Raw genomic sequence first — 19,883 nt, 5'->3', positions numbered from 1 at the left:
GCATGAACCCGCGCCTTTCCCTCCGTCTCTCCGCTGTCGCGACAGCGATCTTGCTGAGCCTGCCGGCGCAGGCAATGGCGGCGGAGGAGCGCGCGTTCGACGTTCCCAAGGGCAATCTTTCCCGCGTGCTGCCCGTCATCAGCCGGCAAGCCGGGGTCAGCATCAGCGTCGTCGATGCCAATCTATGGCAGTCGCGGGTCAAATCGGTGCGCGGACGGATGAGCGTCGAAGAAGCGATCCGGCGGCTGCTCGCGGGATCCGACGCCCGCGCGGTGCGGGTCAGCGCGACAAGCTGGCGCATCGAACGTCGCCCGGCCCCGCCGCGCGTCGCATATCGCGCCGCCCCGCCCCCGCGTCAGGCGCCGCAGCCCCGGGCACGCGAGCCCGCCAACGATATGGTCGCGGCGGCGCACGACGAAATCATCGTCACCGCGTCCAAGACCGACCTTCCCTATTCGCACTTTGCGGGCGTCGCCACCCAGTTGGATGGCGGCGATTTGGCGTTTGGCGGCGAACGCGGAATGGACTCGATCCTGTCGCGGACCGCGAACGTCTCCTCGACCCATCTGGGGTCCGGGCGCAACAAGCTGTTCATTCGCGGCATCGCCGATTCAAGCTTCACCGGCCCGACGCAGGCCACCGTCGGGCAATATCTCGGCGACATCCGCCTCAGCTATAACGCGCCCGACCCCGACCTGCGCCTCTATGACATCGATAATGTCGAAATCCTCGAAGGACCGCAGGGCACGCTCTATGGTGCCGGATCCTTGGGCGGCATCATCCGCGTCGTGCCCAAAGCACCCGACCCGCGCGCGATGTCGGTGCAGGCGATTGCCGGGCTCTCGGTGACGCAGCATGGCGATCCGGGCGGCGACATTGCCGCGATCGCCAACCTCCCTGTCGGCGACAATGGCCATGCGCTGCGGCTGGTTGGCTATATGCTCACCGATGGCGGCTACATCGACAATCCGCTGCGCGGGCAGGACGACGTCAACCGCGTCCATGTGCGCGGCGGCCGCGGCACCTTTCGCTTCGAGGCCGGCGACGGCTGGACGATCGATCTCGGCGGCATCTATCAGGCGATCACGTCCGACGACGCCCAATATGCCGACAAGGACGCGCCGCCGCTGATCCGCAATTCGCTTGTCCAGCAGAATGCGAAAGCACGCTACGCGCTCGGGACGGTGGTGGTGATGAAGGATTGGGGCGACCTCCGCTTCCAGTCGTCGAACGCCTTTATCGACCACCGCCTGTTCGAACGCTTCGACGCGACCGTTCCCGACGGCGATCAACAGGGAAGCGTCGATGTCACCCGCCTCTTCTCGCCGGTCAATGTCAGCCTGATCATCGACCGCCCGCGCGTTCTCGACCAGCGGAACGAAACCCGCATGTTCGTCAGCGAGAACCGGCTGTCGCGTCCCTATCACGATGGCCTCGGCTGGGTGATCGGCGCGAGCTTTATCGACAATCGCGCACGGCAGCGGCGCGATTTCGGTATCGCGGGTTTCGGTGTTGCGGGTTTCAGCAAGGCGCTGCCCGCCAGCATCGATTTTATCGGTCCGCCCGAAGCACTGCAAGGCGTCGTCACCTCGCGCGGCATCAGCGCGATGTTGCCCGGCGTGACCAACCGGATCACCGAAGTCACCGGCTATGCCGAGGCGACCGTCGAACTGATGCCCGACCTGATTGCGTCGGGCGGGCTTCGCCTGTCGCACGCGCGGCTCGGCGGCGCCGCCGAGGGGGTGTCCTTCGCGGTCGCCGAAGCGCAGCGCGCAACGACCGCCTCGCGCAACGAAACCGACCTCTTGCCATCCGTCTCGCTGCTCGCGACCCCGCTGCACAATGTCCGGGTCTATGCGCGCTATCAGGAAGGTTTCCGCCCCGGTGGCCTTGCGGTCGACGGCAATTTCGTGCGGCGCTTCCTCAACGACCAGGTGCGGACATGGGAAGGCGGGGTCCGGTTCGGCGACAAGGGGCACAGCCTGTTCGATGCGAGCCTTTCGCTCTCGCATAGCCGCTGGCGCAATATCCAGGCCGATTTCATCGACAGCAACGGTTTCCCGACCACCGCCAATATCGGCGACGGGCGTATCACCAGCCTGTCGGGGGCGCTTGCGGTGCGGCCGACCGAAGCGCTGACGTTCGAACTCGGCGCGGTCTATAATCACAGCCGCGTCGACGATCTCGCGCCGCAGATCCTGCCGGTGTTCGACGCGGCGCCTGCCCGGCTCGGCCGCATTCCCAATGTCGCGAAACATACGGTCCGCGGGTCGATCAACTATGCGACCGTCATCGGCGACCAGGATTTCCGCGTGAACGGCTGGGCCAATTATATCGGCCCGTCGCGGCTCGGGATCGGCCCGGTCCTCGGCGAAAGTCAGGGCGATTATGTCGACACGGGGCTCGCGATGCGCGTCGGCAACGCGCGCCGCGGTGTGTCGCTGACGCTGACCAATCTGTTCGATTCGCGCGGCAACCGCTTTTCGCTCGGCACGCCTTTTGTCGAGGGCAACGAGGGTTTCATGACGCCGCTGCGCCCGCGCACGCTCCGGATTGCGGTGGACGTGGCTTATTGAGTAAGTCCGCCCTCCCCCTTGATGGGGGAGGCAGCGAGACTTGCCAGCTTGCTGGCTAGTCGCAGCGGTGGGGGTGCGGTCTCGGCCTGAAACGACGGTGCAGGGACGCACCATCACCCCCATCCAACTTCGCTTAATCGCTTCGCGATAAGGCTACATATTCTTCCCCATCAAGGGGAAAGATTTCCAAATGTTCAATCCCCCAGCGTCAGCCGCTCGTATCGATCCATGTGGTAATCATGGCTGCCGAACTGGCCCTCGATCATCGTCGCGCGCTTGAAATAGTGGCCGATCGCCAGTTCCTGCGTGATGCCGATGCCGCCATGCGTCTGGATCGCATTCTGGCCGACGAAGTTCGCGCCGCGGCTGACTTTCGCCTTGGCCGCCGAAACCGCTGCCATGCGCTCATTCGCGGGCAGGTCGAGCTTCAAAACGCCCATGATCGTCATCGACCGCGCCTGTTCGACCTCCATGAACATGTCGACCATGCGGTGCTGAAGAACCTGGAACTTCGCGATCGGCACGCCGAACTGCTTGCGCTGCTGCGTATAGTCGAGCGTGCCTTCATGCAGTTTCTGCATCACGCCGGTCGCCTCGGCACACACTGCGACGGTCGCTTCGTCGACAATCTGCTCGATCAAAGGCAGGCCGGTGCCCTCGCCGCCGAGCAGCGCGTCGCCGGGGATCGCGACATTTTCGAAATAGATTTCCGAGGCGCGGCTGCCGTCGACGTTCGGATAATCGCGGCGAACGATGCCCGGAAGATTGGCGTCGATCAGGAACAGCGAGACGCCCTCGCGGTCGCGCGGACCGCCACCGGTGCGCGCGGTGACGAGCAGGTGCGTCGCCCAGGGCGCGGCAATGACGACGCCCTTGTGTCCGTTCAGCACATAGCCCGCGCCGTCCTTCTTCGCCGTCGTGCGAAGATTGGCGAGGTCGTAGCGTCCCTGCGGTTCGGCATAGGCAAAGGCGATGATCGCATTGCCCGCGATGATTTCGGGGATCAGCGCATCGGCCTGCGCTCCGCCGACGGCCTTGAGCGCACCGCCGCCGATCACGACGGTCTGCAGATAGGGCTCGATGCCGAGCACCTTGCCCAGTTCTTCCATCACAATCGCATTTTCCAAAGCGCCGCCGCCGAGGCCGCCCTGGTCTTCGCTAAACGCCGCGCCGAGCATGCCAAGCTCCTGCGCCAGCGCCTGCCAGATGCCGGGATCGCGGCCCGCATCGCTCGCGATGAATTTCTGGCGCGTCTCGAAATCATAGGTGTCGCTGAGGAAACGCGCGAGCGTGTCGCGGATCATGTCCTGCGTTTCGGTGTAGGTGAAATCCATTGTCGTCTCTTTCTTCGTTCCCCGGCGAAAGCCGGGGCCCATTTCCGCCAGCGGTCCTCACGGCCGCCCGAGACCCCGGATCGAGTCCGGGGTGGTTTTGGGTCAGAGCCCCAAAACCATCTTTGCGATGATGTTGCGCTGGATCTCGTTCGATCCGCCATAGATGGTGGTCTTGCGCACGTTGAAATAGGTCGGCGCGGCGCGATGCGCATAGTCGGGCCCGATCGGATGTTCGTTGTCGCCCTCCCCAAAACCGCGGAAATAGGGTGCGCCATAATGGCCGACGGCTTCGAGCGTCAGTTCGGTCAGCCGCTGCTGGATTTCGCTGCCCTTGATCTTGAGCAGGCTCGATTCCGGCCCGGGGCCGCGACCGGCGTTCGGACCCGCCAGGCTGCGCAATTCGGTGAACTCGAGCGCGGCGAGATCGACTTCCAGTTCCGCCACCTTGCGCTTGAAAAAGGCGTTGGCGAGCAGCGGCTTGTCGCCGTCGAGTTCGGTCCGCGCGATATTCTTCACCTTCTCGATCCCGCGCTTCGACGCCGCGACGCCGGCGATGCCGGTGCGCTCGTGCGCGAGCAGGAACTTGGCGCAGGTCCAGCCCTTATTCTCTTCATAGACGCGCTGCGATTGCGGCACGCGGACATCCTCGAGCCACACCTCGTTGACTTCATGTTCGCCACCGAGCGTGATGATCGGGCGCACGGTGATCCCGGGTGATTTCATGTCGATCAGGAGGAAGCTGATGCCTTCCTGCTGCTTCGCTTCCTTGTCGGTGCGGACGAGGAAGAAGCCCCAGTCGGCGTGCTGAGCGAGCGTCGTCCAGGTCTTTTGCCCGTTGACGATATAGTCATCGCCATCGGCGACGGCCGTCGTGCGGAGCGAGGCAAGGTCGGAGCCCGAACCGGGTTCCGAATAGCCCTGGCACCACCAATCCTCGCCCGACAGGATGCGCGGCAGGAAATGGGCTTTCTGCTCGGGGGTGCCGAAGGTGTAGATGACAGGGCCGACCATCGCGAGACCGAAGGGCATCAGGCGGATACAGTCGGCGCGCGCGGTCTCTTCGGACCAGATAAAGCGCTGCGTCGGGGTCCAGCCGGTGCCGCCATATTCGACCGGCCACGCGGGGGCGATCCAGCCCTTCTTGTACAATATCTTGTGCCAGGCGAGGAAATCCTCCTTGGACAGCTCTTCGCCCTCATCCTGTTTTCCGCGCAAATCGGCGGGATAATTTTCGGCGATGAAGTCGCGCACTTCCTGTTGGAAGGCCAGATCTTCGGGGCTGAATTCCATGTCCATCACGAATCTCCCATTGGGCACTGGCGCCCTTATACTGAGCGCTCACCTTTACGTAAACGGCAAGTTGCGACTTGCAACTTTCCCTCACCCGATGATTGCGCGTAACGACGCCACTTGTCCAGCGCGCGCAGCCATCGCCAGCGGGCAAAAAAGGCGAGGAATGGAGCTGAAGCTGGTTCTAATTTGTGCGGCGCGTGACGAGCACGACGGCACCGTCGCTGGCGTAAGGCCCGCGCACCTCGGCAATCGACAGTGTGACGTCGACCGCCGATCCCTCGCGCGTCACCAACTGCGAAGCCACGCGCGCTGGCTCACCCGACCGAAACACCGATTCCAGCGCCTCGACAAAGGCCGAGCGCTGGCCGACCGCCAATAACGCCGAAAAGCGCACGCGGCGGATTGCGGCCGCCTCGACGCCGAGCAGGCCGGCCAGCATGTCGTTCGCCGCCTCGACCGTCTCGCGCACCGAAATCCGCGCGTGGCCGATGCCGCCATCGGCTTCGAGCGCGCTCAGCATCGCCTGCCGCGCATCGCCGGTAGCGAACTCCGCCATCGCCTCGCTGACATCGCGCAGGACGATGGCGCCGCCGATCGGCGCCGGGACAAGGTCGACGCGCAGCCACTGGCGCGGACGAAGCATGTCCGGAACCTCTCCCGAAAACCGCTCGCGATGATCGATCATGCGGATGAGGTGATGGAAGACGAGGCTGTCCTTGAGGCCGGGGACCGTGGCCGCCAGATGCGCGCCGACCAGTTTCGCCGCCGGCGCGTCGAGCATGTCGGTTGCCGCGGGATTGAGCGCGGCGATTCGCGCGCCAGGGTCGCACCGGTCAGGTCAAGGTTGCGGAAGGATCGAGGAAATCGGATTGGACCTGTCATGTCCGCCAATATGGCGGCCGGTAAATGAAAGCGGCGTCGAGAGAACCCGACGCCGCTTTTGCGTATTTTACGGATTTTGCCCCGGGCGAAAGCCGCGGAAATAGCGGCACAGCGCCCATAGTTGACGCGCCGCTAAGATCGGCTCCACGCCTTCATTCGAAAAACCCGCCTATTCGGCCGCCTCCAGCTTGTCCTGCGTGCGCAGCTCAAAGTCCGATGCGTCGTGCCGTTCGTGCAGCTGGCTCGCCGGATCGCCCATCACGCGGTTGACCATGCGCCCGCGCTTGACCGCCGGGCGCGCGGCGATCTGGTCGGTCCAGCGCTGGACATGTTTGTAATCCTGCACCTGCAGGAACTCGCCCGCGTCATAGACCAGCCCCTTGGCGAGCGCACCGTACCACGGCCACACCGCCATGTCGGCGATCGTATAGTCGGCGCCGCCCAGATATTCGCTTTCCGCGAGGCGCCGGTCGAGCACGTCCATCTGGCGCTTCACCTCCATCGCATAGCGATTGATCGGATATTCCTGCTTGGTCGGCGCATAGGCGTAGAAATGGCCGAAGCCGCCGCCGAGGAACGGCGCGCTGCCCATCTGCCACATCAGCCACGACAGCACCTCGGCGCGCTTGGCGGTCTCGGTCGGCAGGAAGGCGCCGAATTTCTCGGCGAGGTAGATCAGGATCGCGCCCGATTCGAACACCCGGATCGGCTCCGCGCCGCTGCGGTCGATGAGCGCCGGAATCTTGCTGTTCGGATTGGCATCGACGAAGCCGCTCGAAAACTGGTCGCCATCGCCGATCTTGATCAGCCACGCGTCATATTCGGCGCCGCTGTGGCCCGCCGCGAGCAGTTCCTCGAGCATCACGGTGACCTTCACGCCATTGGGCGTGCCGAGCGAATAAAGCTGGAGCGGATGCTTGCCTACGGCCAACTCCTTGTCGTGCGTCGGTCCGGCGATCGGGCGGTTGATATTGGCGAAGCGCCCGCCGCTTTCGGTATCCCAGGTCCAGATCGTCGGCGGCACATATTCTTGGGCGTCGGTCATTGCGGGCTCCTGGGGTTGAATTTTATACTGACCGGTACTTAAACGGTGATCGCCGCCTCGTCCACCCTCGCCCGCTCAAATAATCCTATCCGCGCGCAAAGCCGAAATCGCTTCGGCATCGTAACCAAGCTCGGCGAGGATCGCGTCGCTATGCTCGCCCACCTGCGGCGCCCGGCCTGGCTCGGCCTTGTCGCAGGCCGAAAGGGTGATCGGCGCGCGGATCATCGGAACGTCCTTATGAGCGCCGGGATAAGCGACCGGCTCGACCAATCTCATCGCGGCGACCTGTGGCTGGCCCAGCGCTTCGCCCGCGCGCAGCACCGGTGCCGCCGGAACGCGCGCGGCGGCGAGTTCTGCAATGGCTTCGTCGCTCGTGCGGTCGATGCACCAGCGCTGCATGATCGCGCTCAGCTCCGCGCCATTGTCGCCGCGCAATATGTCGCTGGCATAAAGCGGATCGTCGATGAGTTCGGGGCGCCCGACCAGCGTCGCCCAGCGCGCAAAGATCGGTGCGCCGACGATCTGGGTGAGGATCCATCCGTCGCGCGCGCGGAAAATGTCGGTCGGCCCCGAACTGAAGGCGCGATTGCCGATCGGCTGGCGATCGATGCCGTTCAGCGCATGGTCGATCGTCAGCGCGTTCGACATCGCGAGCGCGGTGCCGAGCAGCGATCCCGACACGCATTGCCCCTTCCCCGTCGCCTCGCGTTCGCGCAGTGCCAGCATGACCCCGAAGGCGCAGTGCAGAGCGGTGCCGAAATCGACATAATTGACCTGCGCGCGATACGGTTGGTCGGGCGTGCCGGTCAGGTGCACCGTCCCCGACATCGCCTGCCCCACCGCGTCGAACCCGACCCGGCTCGCCAACGGCCCCTCGCTGCCGAACGCCGATGCGGTCGCGAGGATGATGCGCGGGTTGATCGCCGACAGGCTGTTGTAGTCGAGTCCCAGTTTGATGAGCGCGTCGTGCGGCATATTGGCGATCACGACATCGGCGGTTTCGACAAGCCGCCTCACGATCTCGCGCCCCTCCGCGCTGCCCGGCTTCAGCGTCAGGCAGCGCTTGGCGCGGTTCATCTGCATGAACATCGCGCCCGACCCGTCCGCGGCGACCGGCACGGTATAGCGGTCGTCATTGCCGCCGGGCGCCTCGATCCGGATCACGTCGGCGCCATAATCGGCGAGCAACGCCGCGCAATAGGGCCCGGCGATATAGCGGCCGAAATCGAGGACGCGGATTCCGGTCAATGGCACGATCACTCTCCCTGCCCGCACTCCGCCGGGCTTGGGACCGGGCTAGCAGCCGCTCGTCGACGCTGCCAGTGGCTTCATCGAAAGCCGCCGCTTGCGCTCACCGCGCGAAGCCATATGGTATACGAATATTTCAAACAGGGGATGCTTCATGACGCGCTTCGCTCTCGCCCTCGCGGCGACTTTGGCTTGTTCGACTTCCGTGTGGGCGCAAACTGCACCCGCTGCCGATGCGAAGCCCGAAAAATGGGACGTCAACGCGCCTCCCGGCATGACGACGCACAAGGTCCCGATCGCGGTCGACGAGGGCAGCTGGATGAATGTCGACGTCGCGCCCGACGGCCGCACCATCGCCTTCGACCTGCTCGGCGACATCTACACGATGCCGATCGAGGGCGGCACCCCGACGCGCATCGCCGAAGGCCTCGCTTATGAGCATCAGCCGCGCTTCTCGCCCGACGGCAAGCGCATTGCCTTTGTCTCCGACCGCGCGGGCGGCGACAATATCTGGCTGATGAACCACGACGGCAGCGACAAGAAACAGCTCTCGAAGGAAGATTTTCGCCTGCTCAACCAGCCGAGCTGGAGCCCCGACGGCCAGTTCATCGCCGCGAAGAAGCATTTCACCACCGGCCGTTCGCTGGGCACCGGCGAAGTATGGCTCTACCATGTCTCGGGCGGCGCCGGCGTCCCGCTCGTCAAGAAGCCTAATGAAAAGCACCAGAAGGAACTCGGCGAGCCCACCTTCGCGCCCGACGGCAAGGGCGTCTATTACACGCGCAACGTCACTCCGGGACCGATCTTCGAATATGCGCAGGACAGCAACACCGACCTGTTCCACATCGAACGCTATGACCTGGGCGACGGCGAGGTCACGACGATCGCCGCGGGCTCGGGCGGCGCGGTCCGTCCTTCGCCCTCGCCCGACGGCAAGCGCATGGCCTATGTCCGCCGCGAAGGCACGCAGTCGAAGCTTTACGTAAAGGACCTCGCCTCGGGCGCCGAACGCAAGGTCTATGACGCGCTCGATCAGGACGTGCAGGAAACCTGGGCGGTGACCGGCGTCTATCCGAACATGAGCTGGACCCCCGACAGCCAGGACATCATCTTCTGGGCGGGCGGCAAGCTGCGCCGCGTCAGCGGCAATGGCGGCGAGGCCCGCGTGATCCCGTTCAGCGTCAACGACGACCGTGTCATCATCGATGCAACGCATCCCACCGTCGAGATCGCACCCGACAGCTTTACGACCAAGATGCCGCGCTGGGCCGAGGTGTCGCCCGACGGCCGCACTGTCGTGTTCGAAACGCTCGGCAAGCTCTGGGTCAAACCCGCGACCGGCGGCTCCGCCAAGCGGCTGACCGCGGCCAAGGATGAAGCGTTCGAACTGTGGCCGAGCTGGTCGCGCGACGGCCGTTCGGTCACCTTCGTGCGCTGGACCGATGCGGGTCTTGGCGAAGTCCATGTCGTCGGCGCGGCGGGCGGCGCTTCGCGCAAGATCACCACTACGCCGGGCCATTATGCCGAACCGCGCTTCTCGCCCGACGGCAAGACGATCGCCTTCGAACGCCGCGCGGGCGGCGGGCTGCGCTCCGAACGCTGGGGCGAGAACCCCGGCATCTACCGCGTCGCCGCGACCGGCGGGACGCCCGAGCGCGTCGCCGACAATGGCGCCAAGCCGCAATATGGCTCCGCCAACGACCGCATCTTCATGGTGACCGCCGCCGACGGCAAGAGCCAACTCGTCAGCACCGATTTGAGCGGTCAGGACAAGCGCGTTCACGCCAATGGTGAACTCGTCAGCGACTATGAAATCTCGCCCGACGGCCGAACGCTCGCCTTCCGGCAGAATTACGACGCCTATGTCACCCCACTGATGCCCGGCGGGCAGGATGTGTCGCTCGGCACCAAGAGCGGCGCGCTGCCCGTTACGCGGGTCAGCGGCAGCGGCGCCGACTATATCCATTGGTCGAACGGCGGAAGCCGCCTCCACTGGAGCCGCGGACCGACGCTCTACAGCGCCGACCTCGGCAGCTTCTTCGCGAACGCGCCGGTCGACGACAAGGCACCGAAATTCACCCCGCCGACCGACGGCGTGTCGCTCGCGATGACGCAGGCGGCGTCGAAACATAAGGGCATTGTCGTCATCACCGGTGCCCGGATCGTAACGATGGCGGCCAAGGACGGCGGCATTATCGAAAATGGCGCGATTATGATCGAGGGCGACCGGATCACCGCGGTCGGCCCGGCGGGCGCGATCACGGTTCCGGCGGGCGCGGTCACCGTCGATGCGGCGGGCAAGACGATCGTCCCCGGCTTTATCGACGCGCATGCGCACGGTTCGCACGGCGACGACGAGCTCGTGCCGCAGCAGAACTGGTCCGAAATCGTCAACCTTGCGATGGGCACGACGACGAACCACAACCCCTCGTCGCGCGCGTCCGAAATCTTTGTGTCGTCCGAAATGCAGCGCGCCGGGGTGATCCTCGCGCCGCGCATCTTCTCGACCGGCGAGGTCATCTATGGCGCGAAGGCGGCGGGCGTTTACGCCGAGATCAACGGCTATGACGATGCCCTCGCGCACGTCCGCCGCCTGAAGGCACAGGGTGCACACAGCGTCAAAAACTATAACCAGCCGCGCCGCGAACAGCGCCAGATGGTCGTGAAAGCCGCACAGGCCGAAAATATGGAGGTCGTGCCCGAGGGCGGCTCGCTCTATACGCAGGACGTGACGCTGATCCAGGACGGCAATTCGACCGTCGAGCACAACATCCCGCTCGATGTCTTCTACAAGGATGTGGTGCAGCTGTGGGGCCAGACGACGGTCGACTACACCCCGACGCTCGTCGTCACCTATGGCGGGCCCGCGGGCGATCCCTATTGGCGCGCACACACCAATGTATGGGAACACCCGATCCTGACCAGGCATATCCCGCCGACCGAACTCGCCGCGAACAACAAGCGCCGCACGATCGCGCCCGAGGGCGACTATGTCGACGATGATTCGGCGCGCGAGGCGGGCAAGATTGCCGCGGCGGGCCGCATGGTCTCGATCGGCGCGCACGGCCAGCAAGCCGGGCTCGGCGCGCATTGGGAAATCTGGTCCTTCGTGCGCGGCGGCTGGAGCAATATCGACGCGCTGCGCGCCGCGACGATCATGCCCGCGACCTCATTGGGCTATGCCAAGGACGTCGGCTCGCTCGAGGCGGGCAAGCTCGCCGATCTCCTGATCCTCGACGCCGATCCGACGCAGGATATTCGCAACACCGAGAAAATTCACCGCGTGATGCTCGGCGGGCGGCTCTATGATCCGCTGACGATGAACGAGGCCGAGACGGGCAATCGCAAGCGCCAGCCCTATTGGTGGGAAGCCGACAAACCCTGACCATTTCTCGTCACCCCGGTGCAGGCCGGGATCTCTCCGTTGCGACCTGATGCACTGTCGAGACCCCGGCCTGCGCCGGGGTGACGATTTGAGACGGTGCTTTTGTGACTAGAGGGTTGCAACGGCGACGGACCGCCGCTAGGGGCGTCTGCTCTCAGCGAGGAGAGTTGGCTGAGTGGTCGAAAGCGTCGCACTCGAAATGCGAAGTGCCGGCAACGGTACCGAGGGTTCGAATCCCTCACTCTCCTCCATTTTTCCCTGATTTGACCACCAGGTGGGCCGCCGCCCCGACACGACGCCGGGACGGCTGGCGAGCATTATCCCCTGATGCTGAGCAACGACGGCGCCGTCACTGCGGCGATGACCGCTCCGACGATCAGGAACAGCACGATCGCGACGATGACGACGACGACCGTATAACCGAGCGCCTTGTCCTGCGGCACTTTCATCAGCACCGGCAGGCCGAGGTAAAGAAGATAGAGACCATAAAGGCCGAACAATACACCGATCAGCCCGAGCGCGGGAACGAGCCCGAAAATGCCGCCGACCCATCCGGCGGTCGCCGAATAGGCCGCGACCTTGAGGGCCTGGACCTGATCCTTTTGCCCGCCGAAGCTCGGCGCGAGGGCATCGATCACCAAGGCAAGAATGAAAACGGTCGCAAGCGCCAACCCATAGGAGAGGATCGCCGACACCAGCGAGCCGACCAGCGGTGGATGATAGGTGATACCGCCCCCGGTAAATCCGAACACCTGCATGCCGATGAATTGGGCGATCGGTCCGATCGCGGCCAGCGCGACCACATAGGGGACATAGATCGATTGCGTGCTGGCGGGCTCTGCGGCGATAACCGGCCAGGTCTCCTTGGGCTTGAGAAGGATGTCCTTCGCGCGCTGGATAATGCCCGATGCCGGGCTGGGATTATTGGGCGGTACGTCAATCATCATGCGTCTCCCCTGATCGTCGCGGCCCACAACCCGATCCGGATATGCAAAAGGCCAGAGGAGCGTGATAGCCCCCAGGGCTCGTACATCTGTAACCTAGATCACAGCCTGATTCGGTAAACCGCAGCCGGGCCCGGAGTGTAACGGACTTGAAACGTGCGTAAACAGCCATAGATTGATAATATGACACCCGAATCCTCCTCCGACATACCCGCGACCGTGATCGCGCCGCTCATCGGCTGCGCCAGCTTTGCGCCGGGCGACATTGTGCGCCACCGCATGTTCGATTTTCGCGGCGTCATATTCGACATCGACCCCGTCTTTGCGAACAGCGACGAATGGTATGAAGCAATCCCCGAGGAAATCCGCCCGGCGAAGGAGCAACCCTATTACCATCTGCTCGCCGAAAATGGCGATTCAGCCTATATCGCCTATGTCAGCCAGCAGAATCTGGTCGCCGACGGCGACGGCGGGCCGATCGACCATCCGCAGATCGAGGCGATGTTCGACGGGATCGAGCGCGGCCGTTACCGCGTCCGCGCCATTCACCGCCATTAAGGCGTGATCAGGCCTTCAGCTTCCAGCCCGACGCCAGCAGGCGATAGGTCAGCAGTCCCAGCGCGATATTGACCGCGACCAGCACAACAAGCGCGGTCGTCACCGGATTGGCGATCGTCGAATCGACCGTTCCGATGAAGCCGTAGCGAAAGCCCATGATGGCATAATAGACGGGATTCGCGTGCGCGACCGTCTGGAACCACGGCGCGAGCCGGTCGACCGAATAGAAGGTGCCCGACAAAAGCGCGAGCGGCGTGACGACGAAATTGGTCACTGCCGCCGCATGATCGAATTTCTCCGCCCAGATCGAAGTAATAAGCCCAAGGAACCCGAGCATCGCGGCGCCGAGCACGCCGAACGCCGCAACCGCCCAAAGGTGATCGGGCATCACATGCACGCCGGGCCAGAGCAGCATCGCGAGCCAGAGCGCGCAGCCGACGAGGATCGACCGCGTGATCGCGGCGCCGGTCAGCGCGATGATCAACTCGCCCACCGCGAGCGGCGGCATCAGATAATCGACGATCGTCCCCTGGATCTTGCCGACGAGCAGCGAAAAGCTCGAATTGGCGAAGCTGTTTTGCAGCATCGCCATCATGATCAGCCCCGGCGCGATGAAATCGGCAAAGGGAACGCCGATGACCGTGCGCCCCGCGCCGCCCAGCGCGACGGTGAAAATGACGAGGAACAGGAGGGTGGTGATCGCCGGGGCCCAGATAGTTTGCAGCTGGACCTTGAAAAACCGCCGCACCTCCTTGACATATAGGGCCTGCATGCCCGGCACGTTCAGCGTGTGGATATGCGGTACGCCGGGTTCCGCAAAACTGGGAACTGCGGCAAAATTGCTCGAGGGTTTGCCCGACTCCGGGCGCGAAATTTGGGGCTGGTCGTTCATGGCGTTCTCGCCTATCGCCTCCCCGATCTTACCGCAAGCTGGGCAGCGACTGGTGCCGGTCCCCAAAGGATCGACAACGCGGATCGTCGAGCCGCCCGCGGCGTGGAATGATAAGGAATAGAAGATGTCATGGACTGACGAGCGCATCGAAAGCCTGCGCAACATGTGGGAAAAGGGGCTGACTGCCAGCCAGATCGCCGACGAACTTGGCGGTGTGAGCCGCAATGCCGTGATCGGCAAGGCGCATCGCCTCGGCCTGAAATCGCGCCCGTCGCCCGTGAAGGCGGCCGAGAAGGCCAAGCCCGTCAAGGCTGCGGCACCCGCCGCGCCGAAACCTGCCGCCCCTGTTTCGGCGCCGCGCGCCGCCGCGCCTGTCGCCCCGCGTCCTGCTGCCGCGGCGCCCAAGCCCGAGCCGAAGGCGACCGCCGACGGGACATCCGAAGCCGAAGCGGCGCCGGATGACGCCCCGCGGAAGGCCGACGCGCCGCGCATCGTTTCGATCGGCCCCGGAGGTTTCATCCGCCAGGGCCCCGGCGATCAGCAGGCGCCGATCCCGCCCGCGCCGCCGCGCCGGCTGGTGCCCGCGAAGCCGAGCCCCGAGATCGCCGACAAGACGACCCTGCTCGACCTCAACGACCGCATCTGCCGCTGGCCGATGGGGCATCCGGGCGAACCCGATTTCCATTTCTGCGGCGAAGCAGTGAATCCCGGCTTCCCCTATTGCGTCGAGCATTGCGGCCGCGCCTATCAGGCGCAGCTGCCGCGCGGCACGCGCCGTCCGCCCCCGCCCCCGCCCTTCGGAGGCCCGCGCGTCCGGTGAGGCCGTTTGCGCAGGAGTTTGAATTCGCCCGCGCGCTCGGTCTGCAAATGGTCGAGCGCCGCGACGGACGCTGTACCATGGCGATCGACGTTGAGCGCGAGCGGCATTTCAACCCGCAAGGCGCCGCGCACGGCGGCGTCGCCTATTCGCTCGCCGATACGGCAATGGGCGGCGCGCTGTCCAGCGTGCTGGGCGACGATCAGTGGTGCGCGACGATGGAAATCAAGTTCAACTATCATGTCCGCGTCGGCGAAGGCCGGCTGACCTGCGAGGCCGAGGTCCTGCATCGCGGCAAGCGCGTCGCGAATATCGACGCGCGGCTCTATCAGGACGGCCGTCTCGTCAGCAGCGCGAACGGCAATTTCGCGATTTTCGCGGCGCCCGCCACCGGATAAGCGAAAGGCGCCGGGTCTTGCGACCCGACGCCTCCCGTTCCCGCTCCCAAGAGGTCAGAAGCGGAAGCTCAGCGAACCACGCACGCTATGCGTACGGAAGTGGGGGTTGCTGCGCTGGATATCCGTCCCGCCGCCATTCAGCAGGAAGGGATTGGTGGGCGGCGCGGTGCCCGGGCCGACGTTGACGACATAGTCCTTGTCCTTGAGATCGGTGTACAGATACTCGAGGCCGACCGAGATGTTGTTGGTCACCATGACCTCGGCACCGCCGCCCGCGGCATAGCCCCAGCCATTGGTCTTGCCATTGTCGGCAAAGCTGTTGGCGCCGTTGCTCGTCGTGAACTTGTTGTCGAGGCGCGCATAGGCACCGCCGCCCGTCACATAGAACAGCGCACCGCCGCCGGGGGTGTAACCGGCGCGCAGGCGGGCGCCGGCCTGATAATCGGCCTCACGGCTCATCGTGTAGCGCGCGGGCGTGGTCGAAAAGCCGCTGACGCTATCGCGCGCGTGGCTGCGGCCGCCTTCGACCACGAGGCCGACGACGAAGTTGCCCATGCGCTTGTCATAACCGGCGCGTGCGTAATATTCCGGGCCGTCCTTATCGTTGCGGCAGCCAAGGTTGGCCGTGCCCGTCGCGGCGCCATTACAGAAACCGGGCGAAAAGGCATCGGCGCCGGTTGTCGTTGTCACGGTATCGCCATAGGTGCCGTCGCGGTTGGTATCGAAGACCAGCGTTTCGCCGCGATCGCTTCCCTGAAGCGTGCCGCCGCCGACGATGCTGACATAGGGACCGTTGAAATCCTGCGCGGTGTCGCGGCCGTCCTGGGCCATCGCCGGCATCGCCATGGCGCTGGCCGCAACCGCGGCAAGGAGAGAGACTTTTTTCATTTTTTACTCCACTTTTTGAATGACTTTGCAGTCAGCGTCGAAAACCCGTGCATGCACCCAAAGTTCCTTTCCCACACCGAAATAGGACGAACGGAGCCGCCGGCGTGACGCACGAGGCGGGCCAAAACCGCCCTTGCCAGCGGCCTTTCCCGCCCCCTATAGCCACATCATGAGTCACGATTTGTTCGACGCCGCGAACCCCGCCACCGAAAGCTACAACGCTTCGCAGATCGAGGTGCTGGAAGGGCTCGAACCCGTCCGCCGGCGCCCCGGCATGTATATCGGCGGAACCGACGAGCGCGCGCTGCACCACCTTGCCGCCGAGGTGATCGACAACAGCATGGACGAGGCGGTCGCGGGCCACGCGAACCGCATCGAAGTCACGCTCGACGTCGGCAACCGGCTGACGGTCATCGACAATGGCCGCGGCATGCCGGTCGACCCGCATCCGAAATTCCCCGGCAAATCGGCGCTCGAGGTCATCATGACCATGCTCCATTCGGGCGGCAAGTTCGAGGGCAAGGCCTATGCGACCTCGGGCGGCCTCCACGGCGTCGGAGTCAGCGTCGTCAACGCGCTGTCGGTCGACACCGAGATCGAGGTCGCGCGCAGCAAGCAACTCTATCGCCAGCGCTTCTCTCGCGGCACCCCGCTCGGCGGGCTCGAAGAACTCGGCCCGACCCCCAACCGGCGGGGGACGAGCGTCAGCTTCGTCCCCGATCCCGAAATCTTCGGCGATCACGGCCGCTTCAAGCCGCAGCGCCTCTATCGCATGGCGCGCTCCAAAGCCTATCTCTTCGCCGGCGTCGAAATCCGTTGGAAATGCGCGCCCGAGCTGATCGGCGACGACACGCCCGCCGAGGCGACCTTCCAGTTCCCCGGCGGCCTTGCCGATCATCTCACGGAACAGATCGGTACGCGCGAATGCGCAACCGCCGAACCCTTTATCGGACGGCAGGATTTCCCGAACGATCAGGGTCGCGCCGAATGGGCGATCGCCTGGCCCTTGTGGTCCGATGGAAGCTACAGCTGGTATTGCAACACCATCCCCACACCCGCGGGAGGTACGCATGAAGCCGGCCTGCGTTCGGCGCTGACCAAGGGGTTGCGCGCCTTTGGCGAGCTGATCGGCCAGAAAAAGGCCACGCAGATCACCGCCGAGGACGTGTTCAACGGCGGCGAGATGATGCTGTCGGTCTTCATCCGCGAACCGCAGTTCCAGAGCCAGACCAAGGATCGCCTGTCGAGCCCCGAGGCCGCGCGCTTTGTCGAGAATGCGGTGCGCGACCATTTCGACCATTTCCTGTCGGACAATATGGACCGCGGCCGCGCGCTGCTCGGCCTCGTCCTCGACCGGATGGACGAACGGCTGAAGCGCAAGGCCGAACGCGAGGTCAAGCGCAAGACCGCGACGAGCGGGCGCAAGCTGCGCCTGCCCGGCAAGCTCACGGATTGTGCGAACCACGGCCCCGAAGGCACGGAATTATTTATCGTCGAAGGCGACAGCGCCGGCGGCAGCGCCAAGCAGGCGCGCGACCGCAAGACGCAGGCGATCCTGCCGATCCGCGGCAAGATTTTGAATGTCGCGAGCGCCAGCAACGACAAGATCCGCGCCAACCAGGAAATCGCCGACCTCGCGCTCGCGCTGGGCTGCGGGATGCGCAAGGATTGCGACGCCGACCGGCTGCGGTATGAGAAGATCGTGATCATGACCGACGCCGACGTCGACGGCGCGCATATCGCGACCTTGCTCATGACCTTCTTTTTCCAGGAAATGCCCGACATCGTGCGGCGCGGTCATGTCTATCTGGCGCAGCCGCCGCTCTATCGCCTGACCTCGGGCAACACCTCAGCCTATGCACGCGACGATGCGCACCGCGCCGAGCTCGAGGCGACGCAGTTCAAGGGCAAGAAGGTCGACGTCGGCCGCTTCAAGGGCTTGGGAGAAATGAACCCCAACCAATTGAAAGAAACGACAATGGACCCGACGACGCGCTCGATGCTGCGCGTCACGCTGCCGCAGGAATATGAGGAGCGCCATCTGGTCAAGGATCTGGTCGACCGGCTGATGGGCAAACACCCCGAACACCGCTTCCAGTTCATCCAGGCCAATGCCGCGACGCTCGACGAGGCGGCGATCGACGCCTGACGAGGCAGGATCACATCGCCTCTCACTCCGACCCGTTCGTGCTGAGCTTGTCGAAGCGCCGTACTTCTTTCGGGCAGCGCCGAAGAACAGAACGGCCCTTCGACAAGCTCAGGGCGAACGGATAATATGGAGCGATGAAGGCCGTTCACGACACCTTGCTTTGCGCCGCACTCCTGGGAGCCGCTCTTCCTATTTCCGGCGCAACTGCCCAATCGCGCGAGGCCACTACACCAGCGCCAACAACCACAGCCTTCGACCGCCGCGCCGCGCAGCTCGTCGACCTGCTCGGCGGAAAGATCGCCTTCGCCGACTATTTCGATCCGTCGTTCCAGGCGGCGATCCCCGAGGCGCAGTTCCAGGCGATCACCGCCAGCCTGATCGCGCAATATGGCCGTCCGGTCGCGACCCAAAAGGCGACGTCGGCCGACGGCCGTTCGGGCACGATCCTGCTACGCTTCGAAAAGGGTGTCGCGACGGTCCTGCTCGACGTCGGCGCCACGGCGGATGCGCGCGTCACCGGCCTTCGCGTGACCGGCTTTACAGTCGCCGACGACAGTTACGCCAAGGTTTCGGCCGAAATCGCGACGCTGCCCGGACAGACCGGGTTTCTCGTCGCCGAACTGGGCGAGGCCGGCATCCGCCCCCTCGCCTCGGCCAACGCGGACCGGCAATTCGCCGTCGGCTCGACGATCAAGCTCTATATCCTGGGCGAACTCGCGGCGCAGGTCACGGCGGGCAAGCGCAAATGGTCCGACGTCGCGCCGTTGTCGCATTTCAGCTTTTCGTCGGCGGGCACCGCGAACTGGCCCAAGGATACACCCGTTACGCTCCAGACGTTCGCCAACTGGATGATCTCGGTCAGCGACAATGGCGCCACCGACACGCTGATCCACCTGCTCGGCCGCGAGCCGATCGAGGCGCGGATGCGTGCCGCGGGGCATAGCGACCCGTCGCGCAACATCCCGCTGCTCACGACGGTTGAGGCCTTTGCGCTCAAGGGCAATAATTTCAACGACCTGCGCCCGCTCTTCATCCAGGGCGACGATGCGGCGCAGCGGAGGCTCATCGAGAGCAATCAGGACCGCCTCACGCTCGCCAATGTCGACGGGGTCAGCTTCACCGCGGGGCCGCGCTTCATCGACAGCCTCGAATGGTTCGCCAGCCCGAACGACATCGCGCGCGTGATGGCCGACCTGCGCGCACGTCAGTCGAAACCGCTGCTCGCCGCGATGGCAATCAATAATGGCGTCGGCCCCGTCGCGGCCGCTGACTGGCGCTATCTCGGCTACAAGGGCGGGTCGGAGAATGGCGTGCTGTCGATGAGCCTGCTCGGTCAGCGCAAATCGGATGGCAAGTGGTTCGTCGTCACCGCCAGCTGGAACAACTCCGACGCCAATGTCGCAACCGAGCCATTGGTCGGGCTGGTGACGCGGCTGCTGGCGCTGGCAGCGAAGTAGCTAAGGCGAAATCCCGG

General features: G+C 64.8%; 15 protein-coding genes and 1 tRNA gene. 8 read left to right on the top strand and 8 right to left on the bottom strand.

Annotation, left to right across the window (positions count from 1 at the left end):
- Positions 1–2: 2 nt before the first annotated feature.
- A complete protein-coding gene (locus tag V6M50_RS10925) occupies positions 3–2,576 on the top strand; it encodes a TonB-dependent receptor (protein ID WP_332818589.1) in 2,574 nt (857 codons plus the stop codon).
- 194 nt (positions 2,577–2,770) lie between these two features.
- On the opposite strand, the gene V6M50_RS10920 is transcribed toward V6M50_RS10925, so the two are convergent.
- The 5 genes from V6M50_RS10920 to V6M50_RS10900 all read right to left on the bottom strand — a co-directional run bounded on the left by V6M50_RS10920 (position 2,771) and on the right by V6M50_RS10900 (position 8,384).
- A complete protein-coding gene (locus tag V6M50_RS10920; RefSeq protein ID WP_332818588.1) occupies positions 2,771–3,910 on the bottom strand; it encodes an acyl-CoA dehydrogenase family protein in 1,140 nt (379 codons plus the stop codon).
- A gap of 102 nt (positions 3,911–4,012) precedes the next feature.
- Entirely contained in the window at positions 4,013–5,206 is a 1,194-nt protein-coding gene (locus V6M50_RS10915) for an acyl-CoA dehydrogenase family protein (protein ID WP_332818587.1), read from the bottom strand.
- A gap of 178 nt (positions 5,207–5,384) precedes the next feature.
- Entirely contained in the window at positions 5,385–5,984 is a 600-nt protein-coding gene (locus tag V6M50_RS10910; RefSeq protein WP_332818586.1) for a hypothetical protein, read from the bottom strand.
- Between the two features lie 270 nt (positions 5,985–6,254).
- Complete coding sequence (gene yghU, locus V6M50_RS10905; protein ID WP_332818585.1) at positions 6,255–7,130, bottom strand: glutathione-dependent disulfide-bond oxidoreductase; 876 nt, start codon at positions 7,128–7,130, stop codon at positions 6,255–6,257.
- Between the two features lie 75 nt (positions 7,131–7,205).
- Positions 7,206–8,384, bottom strand: a complete 1,179-nt coding sequence (locus tag V6M50_RS10900) for a CaiB/BaiF CoA transferase family protein (protein WP_332818584.1) — start codon at positions 8,382–8,384, stop codon at positions 7,206–7,208.
- 148 nt (positions 8,385–8,532) lie between these two features.
- On the opposite strand from V6M50_RS10900, the gene V6M50_RS10895 reads away from it, so the two are divergent.
- Both V6M50_RS10895 and V6M50_RS10890 read left to right on the top strand, forming a co-directional pair.
- The gene (locus V6M50_RS10895; protein ID WP_332818583.1) at positions 8,533–11,763 is read left to right on the top strand and encodes an amidohydrolase family protein; all 3,231 of its coding nucleotides are present in this window, start codon (positions 8,533–8,535) and stop codon (positions 11,761–11,763) included.
- Between the two features lie 161 nt (positions 11,764–11,924).
- Positions 11,925–12,014 (top strand) — tRNA-Ser (locus V6M50_RS10890).
- A 66-nt stretch (positions 12,015–12,080) separates the two neighbouring features.
- Here V6M50_RS10890 and V6M50_RS10885 read toward each other — a convergent pair.
- Positions 12,081–12,710, bottom strand: coding sequence for a Yip1 family protein (locus tag V6M50_RS10885; RefSeq protein WP_332818582.1), 630 nt, complete (start codon positions 12,708–12,710; stop codon positions 12,081–12,083).
- Positions 12,711–12,890: 180 nt separating this feature from the next.
- Between V6M50_RS10885 and hspQ the strand changes: the two genes are divergently transcribed.
- Positions 12,891–13,265 (top strand): heat shock protein HspQ, encoded by a 375-nt coding sequence (gene hspQ / locus V6M50_RS10880; protein WP_332818581.1) that lies wholly within the window; start codon positions 12,891–12,893, stop codon positions 13,263–13,265.
- A 7-nt stretch (positions 13,266–13,272) separates the two neighbouring features.
- Here the strand turns inward: hspQ and V6M50_RS10875 are convergent, their stop codons facing one another.
- Positions 13,273–14,157, bottom strand: a complete 885-nt coding sequence (locus tag V6M50_RS10875; protein ID WP_332818580.1) for an ABC transporter permease — start codon at positions 14,155–14,157, stop codon at positions 13,273–13,275.
- A gap of 124 nt (positions 14,158–14,281) precedes the next feature.
- Between V6M50_RS10875 and V6M50_RS10870 the strand changes: the two genes are divergently transcribed.
- Both V6M50_RS10870 and V6M50_RS10865 read left to right on the top strand, forming a co-directional pair.
- The gene (locus V6M50_RS10870; protein WP_332818579.1) at positions 14,282–14,977 is read left to right on the top strand and encodes a GcrA family cell cycle regulator; all 696 of its coding nucleotides are present in this window, start codon (positions 14,282–14,284) and stop codon (positions 14,975–14,977) included.
- Positions 14,974–15,372 carry a PaaI family thioesterase gene (locus V6M50_RS10865; RefSeq protein WP_332818578.1) on the top strand — a complete coding sequence of 133 codons (399 nt, stop codon included), beginning with the start codon at positions 14,974–14,976 and terminating at the stop codon, positions 15,370–15,372. Before V6M50_RS10870 ends, V6M50_RS10865 begins: the two co-directional genes overlap by 4 nt.
- Positions 15,373–15,426: 54 nt before the next feature.
- Here V6M50_RS10865 and V6M50_RS10860 read toward each other — a convergent pair whose 3' ends face one another.
- On the bottom strand, positions 15,427–16,260 hold the full coding sequence (locus tag V6M50_RS10860) for an outer membrane protein (RefSeq protein WP_332818577.1): 834 nt from the start codon (positions 16,258–16,260) through the stop codon (positions 15,427–15,429).
- A 169-nt stretch (positions 16,261–16,429) separates the two neighbouring features.
- On the opposite strand from V6M50_RS10860, the gene parE reads away from it, so the two are divergent.
- Both parE and V6M50_RS10850 read left to right on the top strand, forming a co-directional pair.
- Complete coding sequence (gene parE / locus V6M50_RS10855) at positions 16,430–18,409, top strand: DNA topoisomerase IV subunit B (protein WP_332818576.1); 1,980 nt, start codon at positions 16,430–16,432, stop codon at positions 18,407–18,409.
- 134 nt (positions 18,410–18,543) lie between these two features.
- Positions 18,544–19,866 carry a serine hydrolase gene (locus tag V6M50_RS10850; RefSeq protein WP_332818575.1) on the top strand — a complete coding sequence of 441 codons (1,323 nt, stop codon included), beginning with the start codon at positions 18,544–18,546 and terminating at the stop codon, positions 19,864–19,866.
- The last annotated feature ends 17 nt before the right edge of the window (positions 19,867–19,883 follow it).

The sequence above is a fragment of the Sphingopyxis sp. genome (genome assembly GCF_036675685.1).
Lineage (GTDB): Bacteria > Pseudomonadota > Alphaproteobacteria > Sphingomonadales > Sphingomonadaceae > Sphingopyxis.
The sequence above is the reverse complement of the archived record's forward strand: the minus strand, read 5'-3'. Positions and strand labels throughout refer to the sequence as shown.

Bases quoted from the DNA above. Each gene is read 5' to 3' on its own strand.
- V6M50_RS10860 (WP_332818577.1), bottom strand. From the start codon at position 16,260: ATGAAAAAAGTCTCTCTCCTTGCCGCGGTTGCGGCCAGCGCCATGGCG.
- V6M50_RS10875 (WP_332818580.1), bottom strand. From the start codon at position 14,157: ATGAACGACCAGCCCCAAATTTCGCGCCCGGAGTCGGGCAAACCCTCG.
- hspQ (WP_332818581.1), top strand. From the start codon at position 12,891: ATGACACCCGAATCCTCCTCCGACATACCCGCGACCGTGATCGCGCCG.
- V6M50_RS10870 (WP_332818579.1), top strand. From the start codon at position 14,282: ATGTCATGGACTGACGAGCGCATCGAAAGCCTGCGCAACATGTGGGAA.
- V6M50_RS10850 (WP_332818575.1), top strand. From the start codon at position 18,544: ATGAAGGCCGTTCACGACACCTTGCTTTGCGCCGCACTCCTGGGAGCC.
- V6M50_RS10915 (WP_332818587.1), bottom strand. From the start codon at position 5,206: ATGGACATGGAATTCAGCCCCGAAGATCTGGCCTTCCAACAGGAAGTG.
- parE (WP_332818576.1), top strand. From the start codon at position 16,430: ATGAGTCACGATTTGTTCGACGCCGCGAACCCCGCCACCGAAAGCTAC.
- V6M50_RS10910 (WP_332818586.1), bottom strand. From the start codon at position 5,984: ATGCTCGACGCGCCGGCGGCGAAACTGGTCGGCGCGCATCTGGCGGCC.
- V6M50_RS10920 (WP_332818588.1), bottom strand. From the start codon at position 3,910: ATGGATTTCACCTACACCGAAACGCAGGACATGATCCGCGACACGCTC.
- V6M50_RS10885 (WP_332818582.1), bottom strand. From the start codon at position 12,710: ATGATGATTGACGTACCGCCCAATAATCCCAGCCCGGCATCGGGCATT.
- yghU (WP_332818585.1), bottom strand. From the start codon at position 7,130: ATGACCGACGCCCAAGAATATGTGCCGCCGACGATCTGGACCTGGGAT.
- V6M50_RS10895 (WP_332818583.1), top strand. From the start codon at position 8,533: ATGACGCGCTTCGCTCTCGCCCTCGCGGCGACTTTGGCTTGTTCGACT.
- V6M50_RS10925 (WP_332818589.1), top strand. From the start codon at position 3: ATGAACCCGCGCCTTTCCCTCCGTCTCTCCGCTGTCGCGACAGCGATC.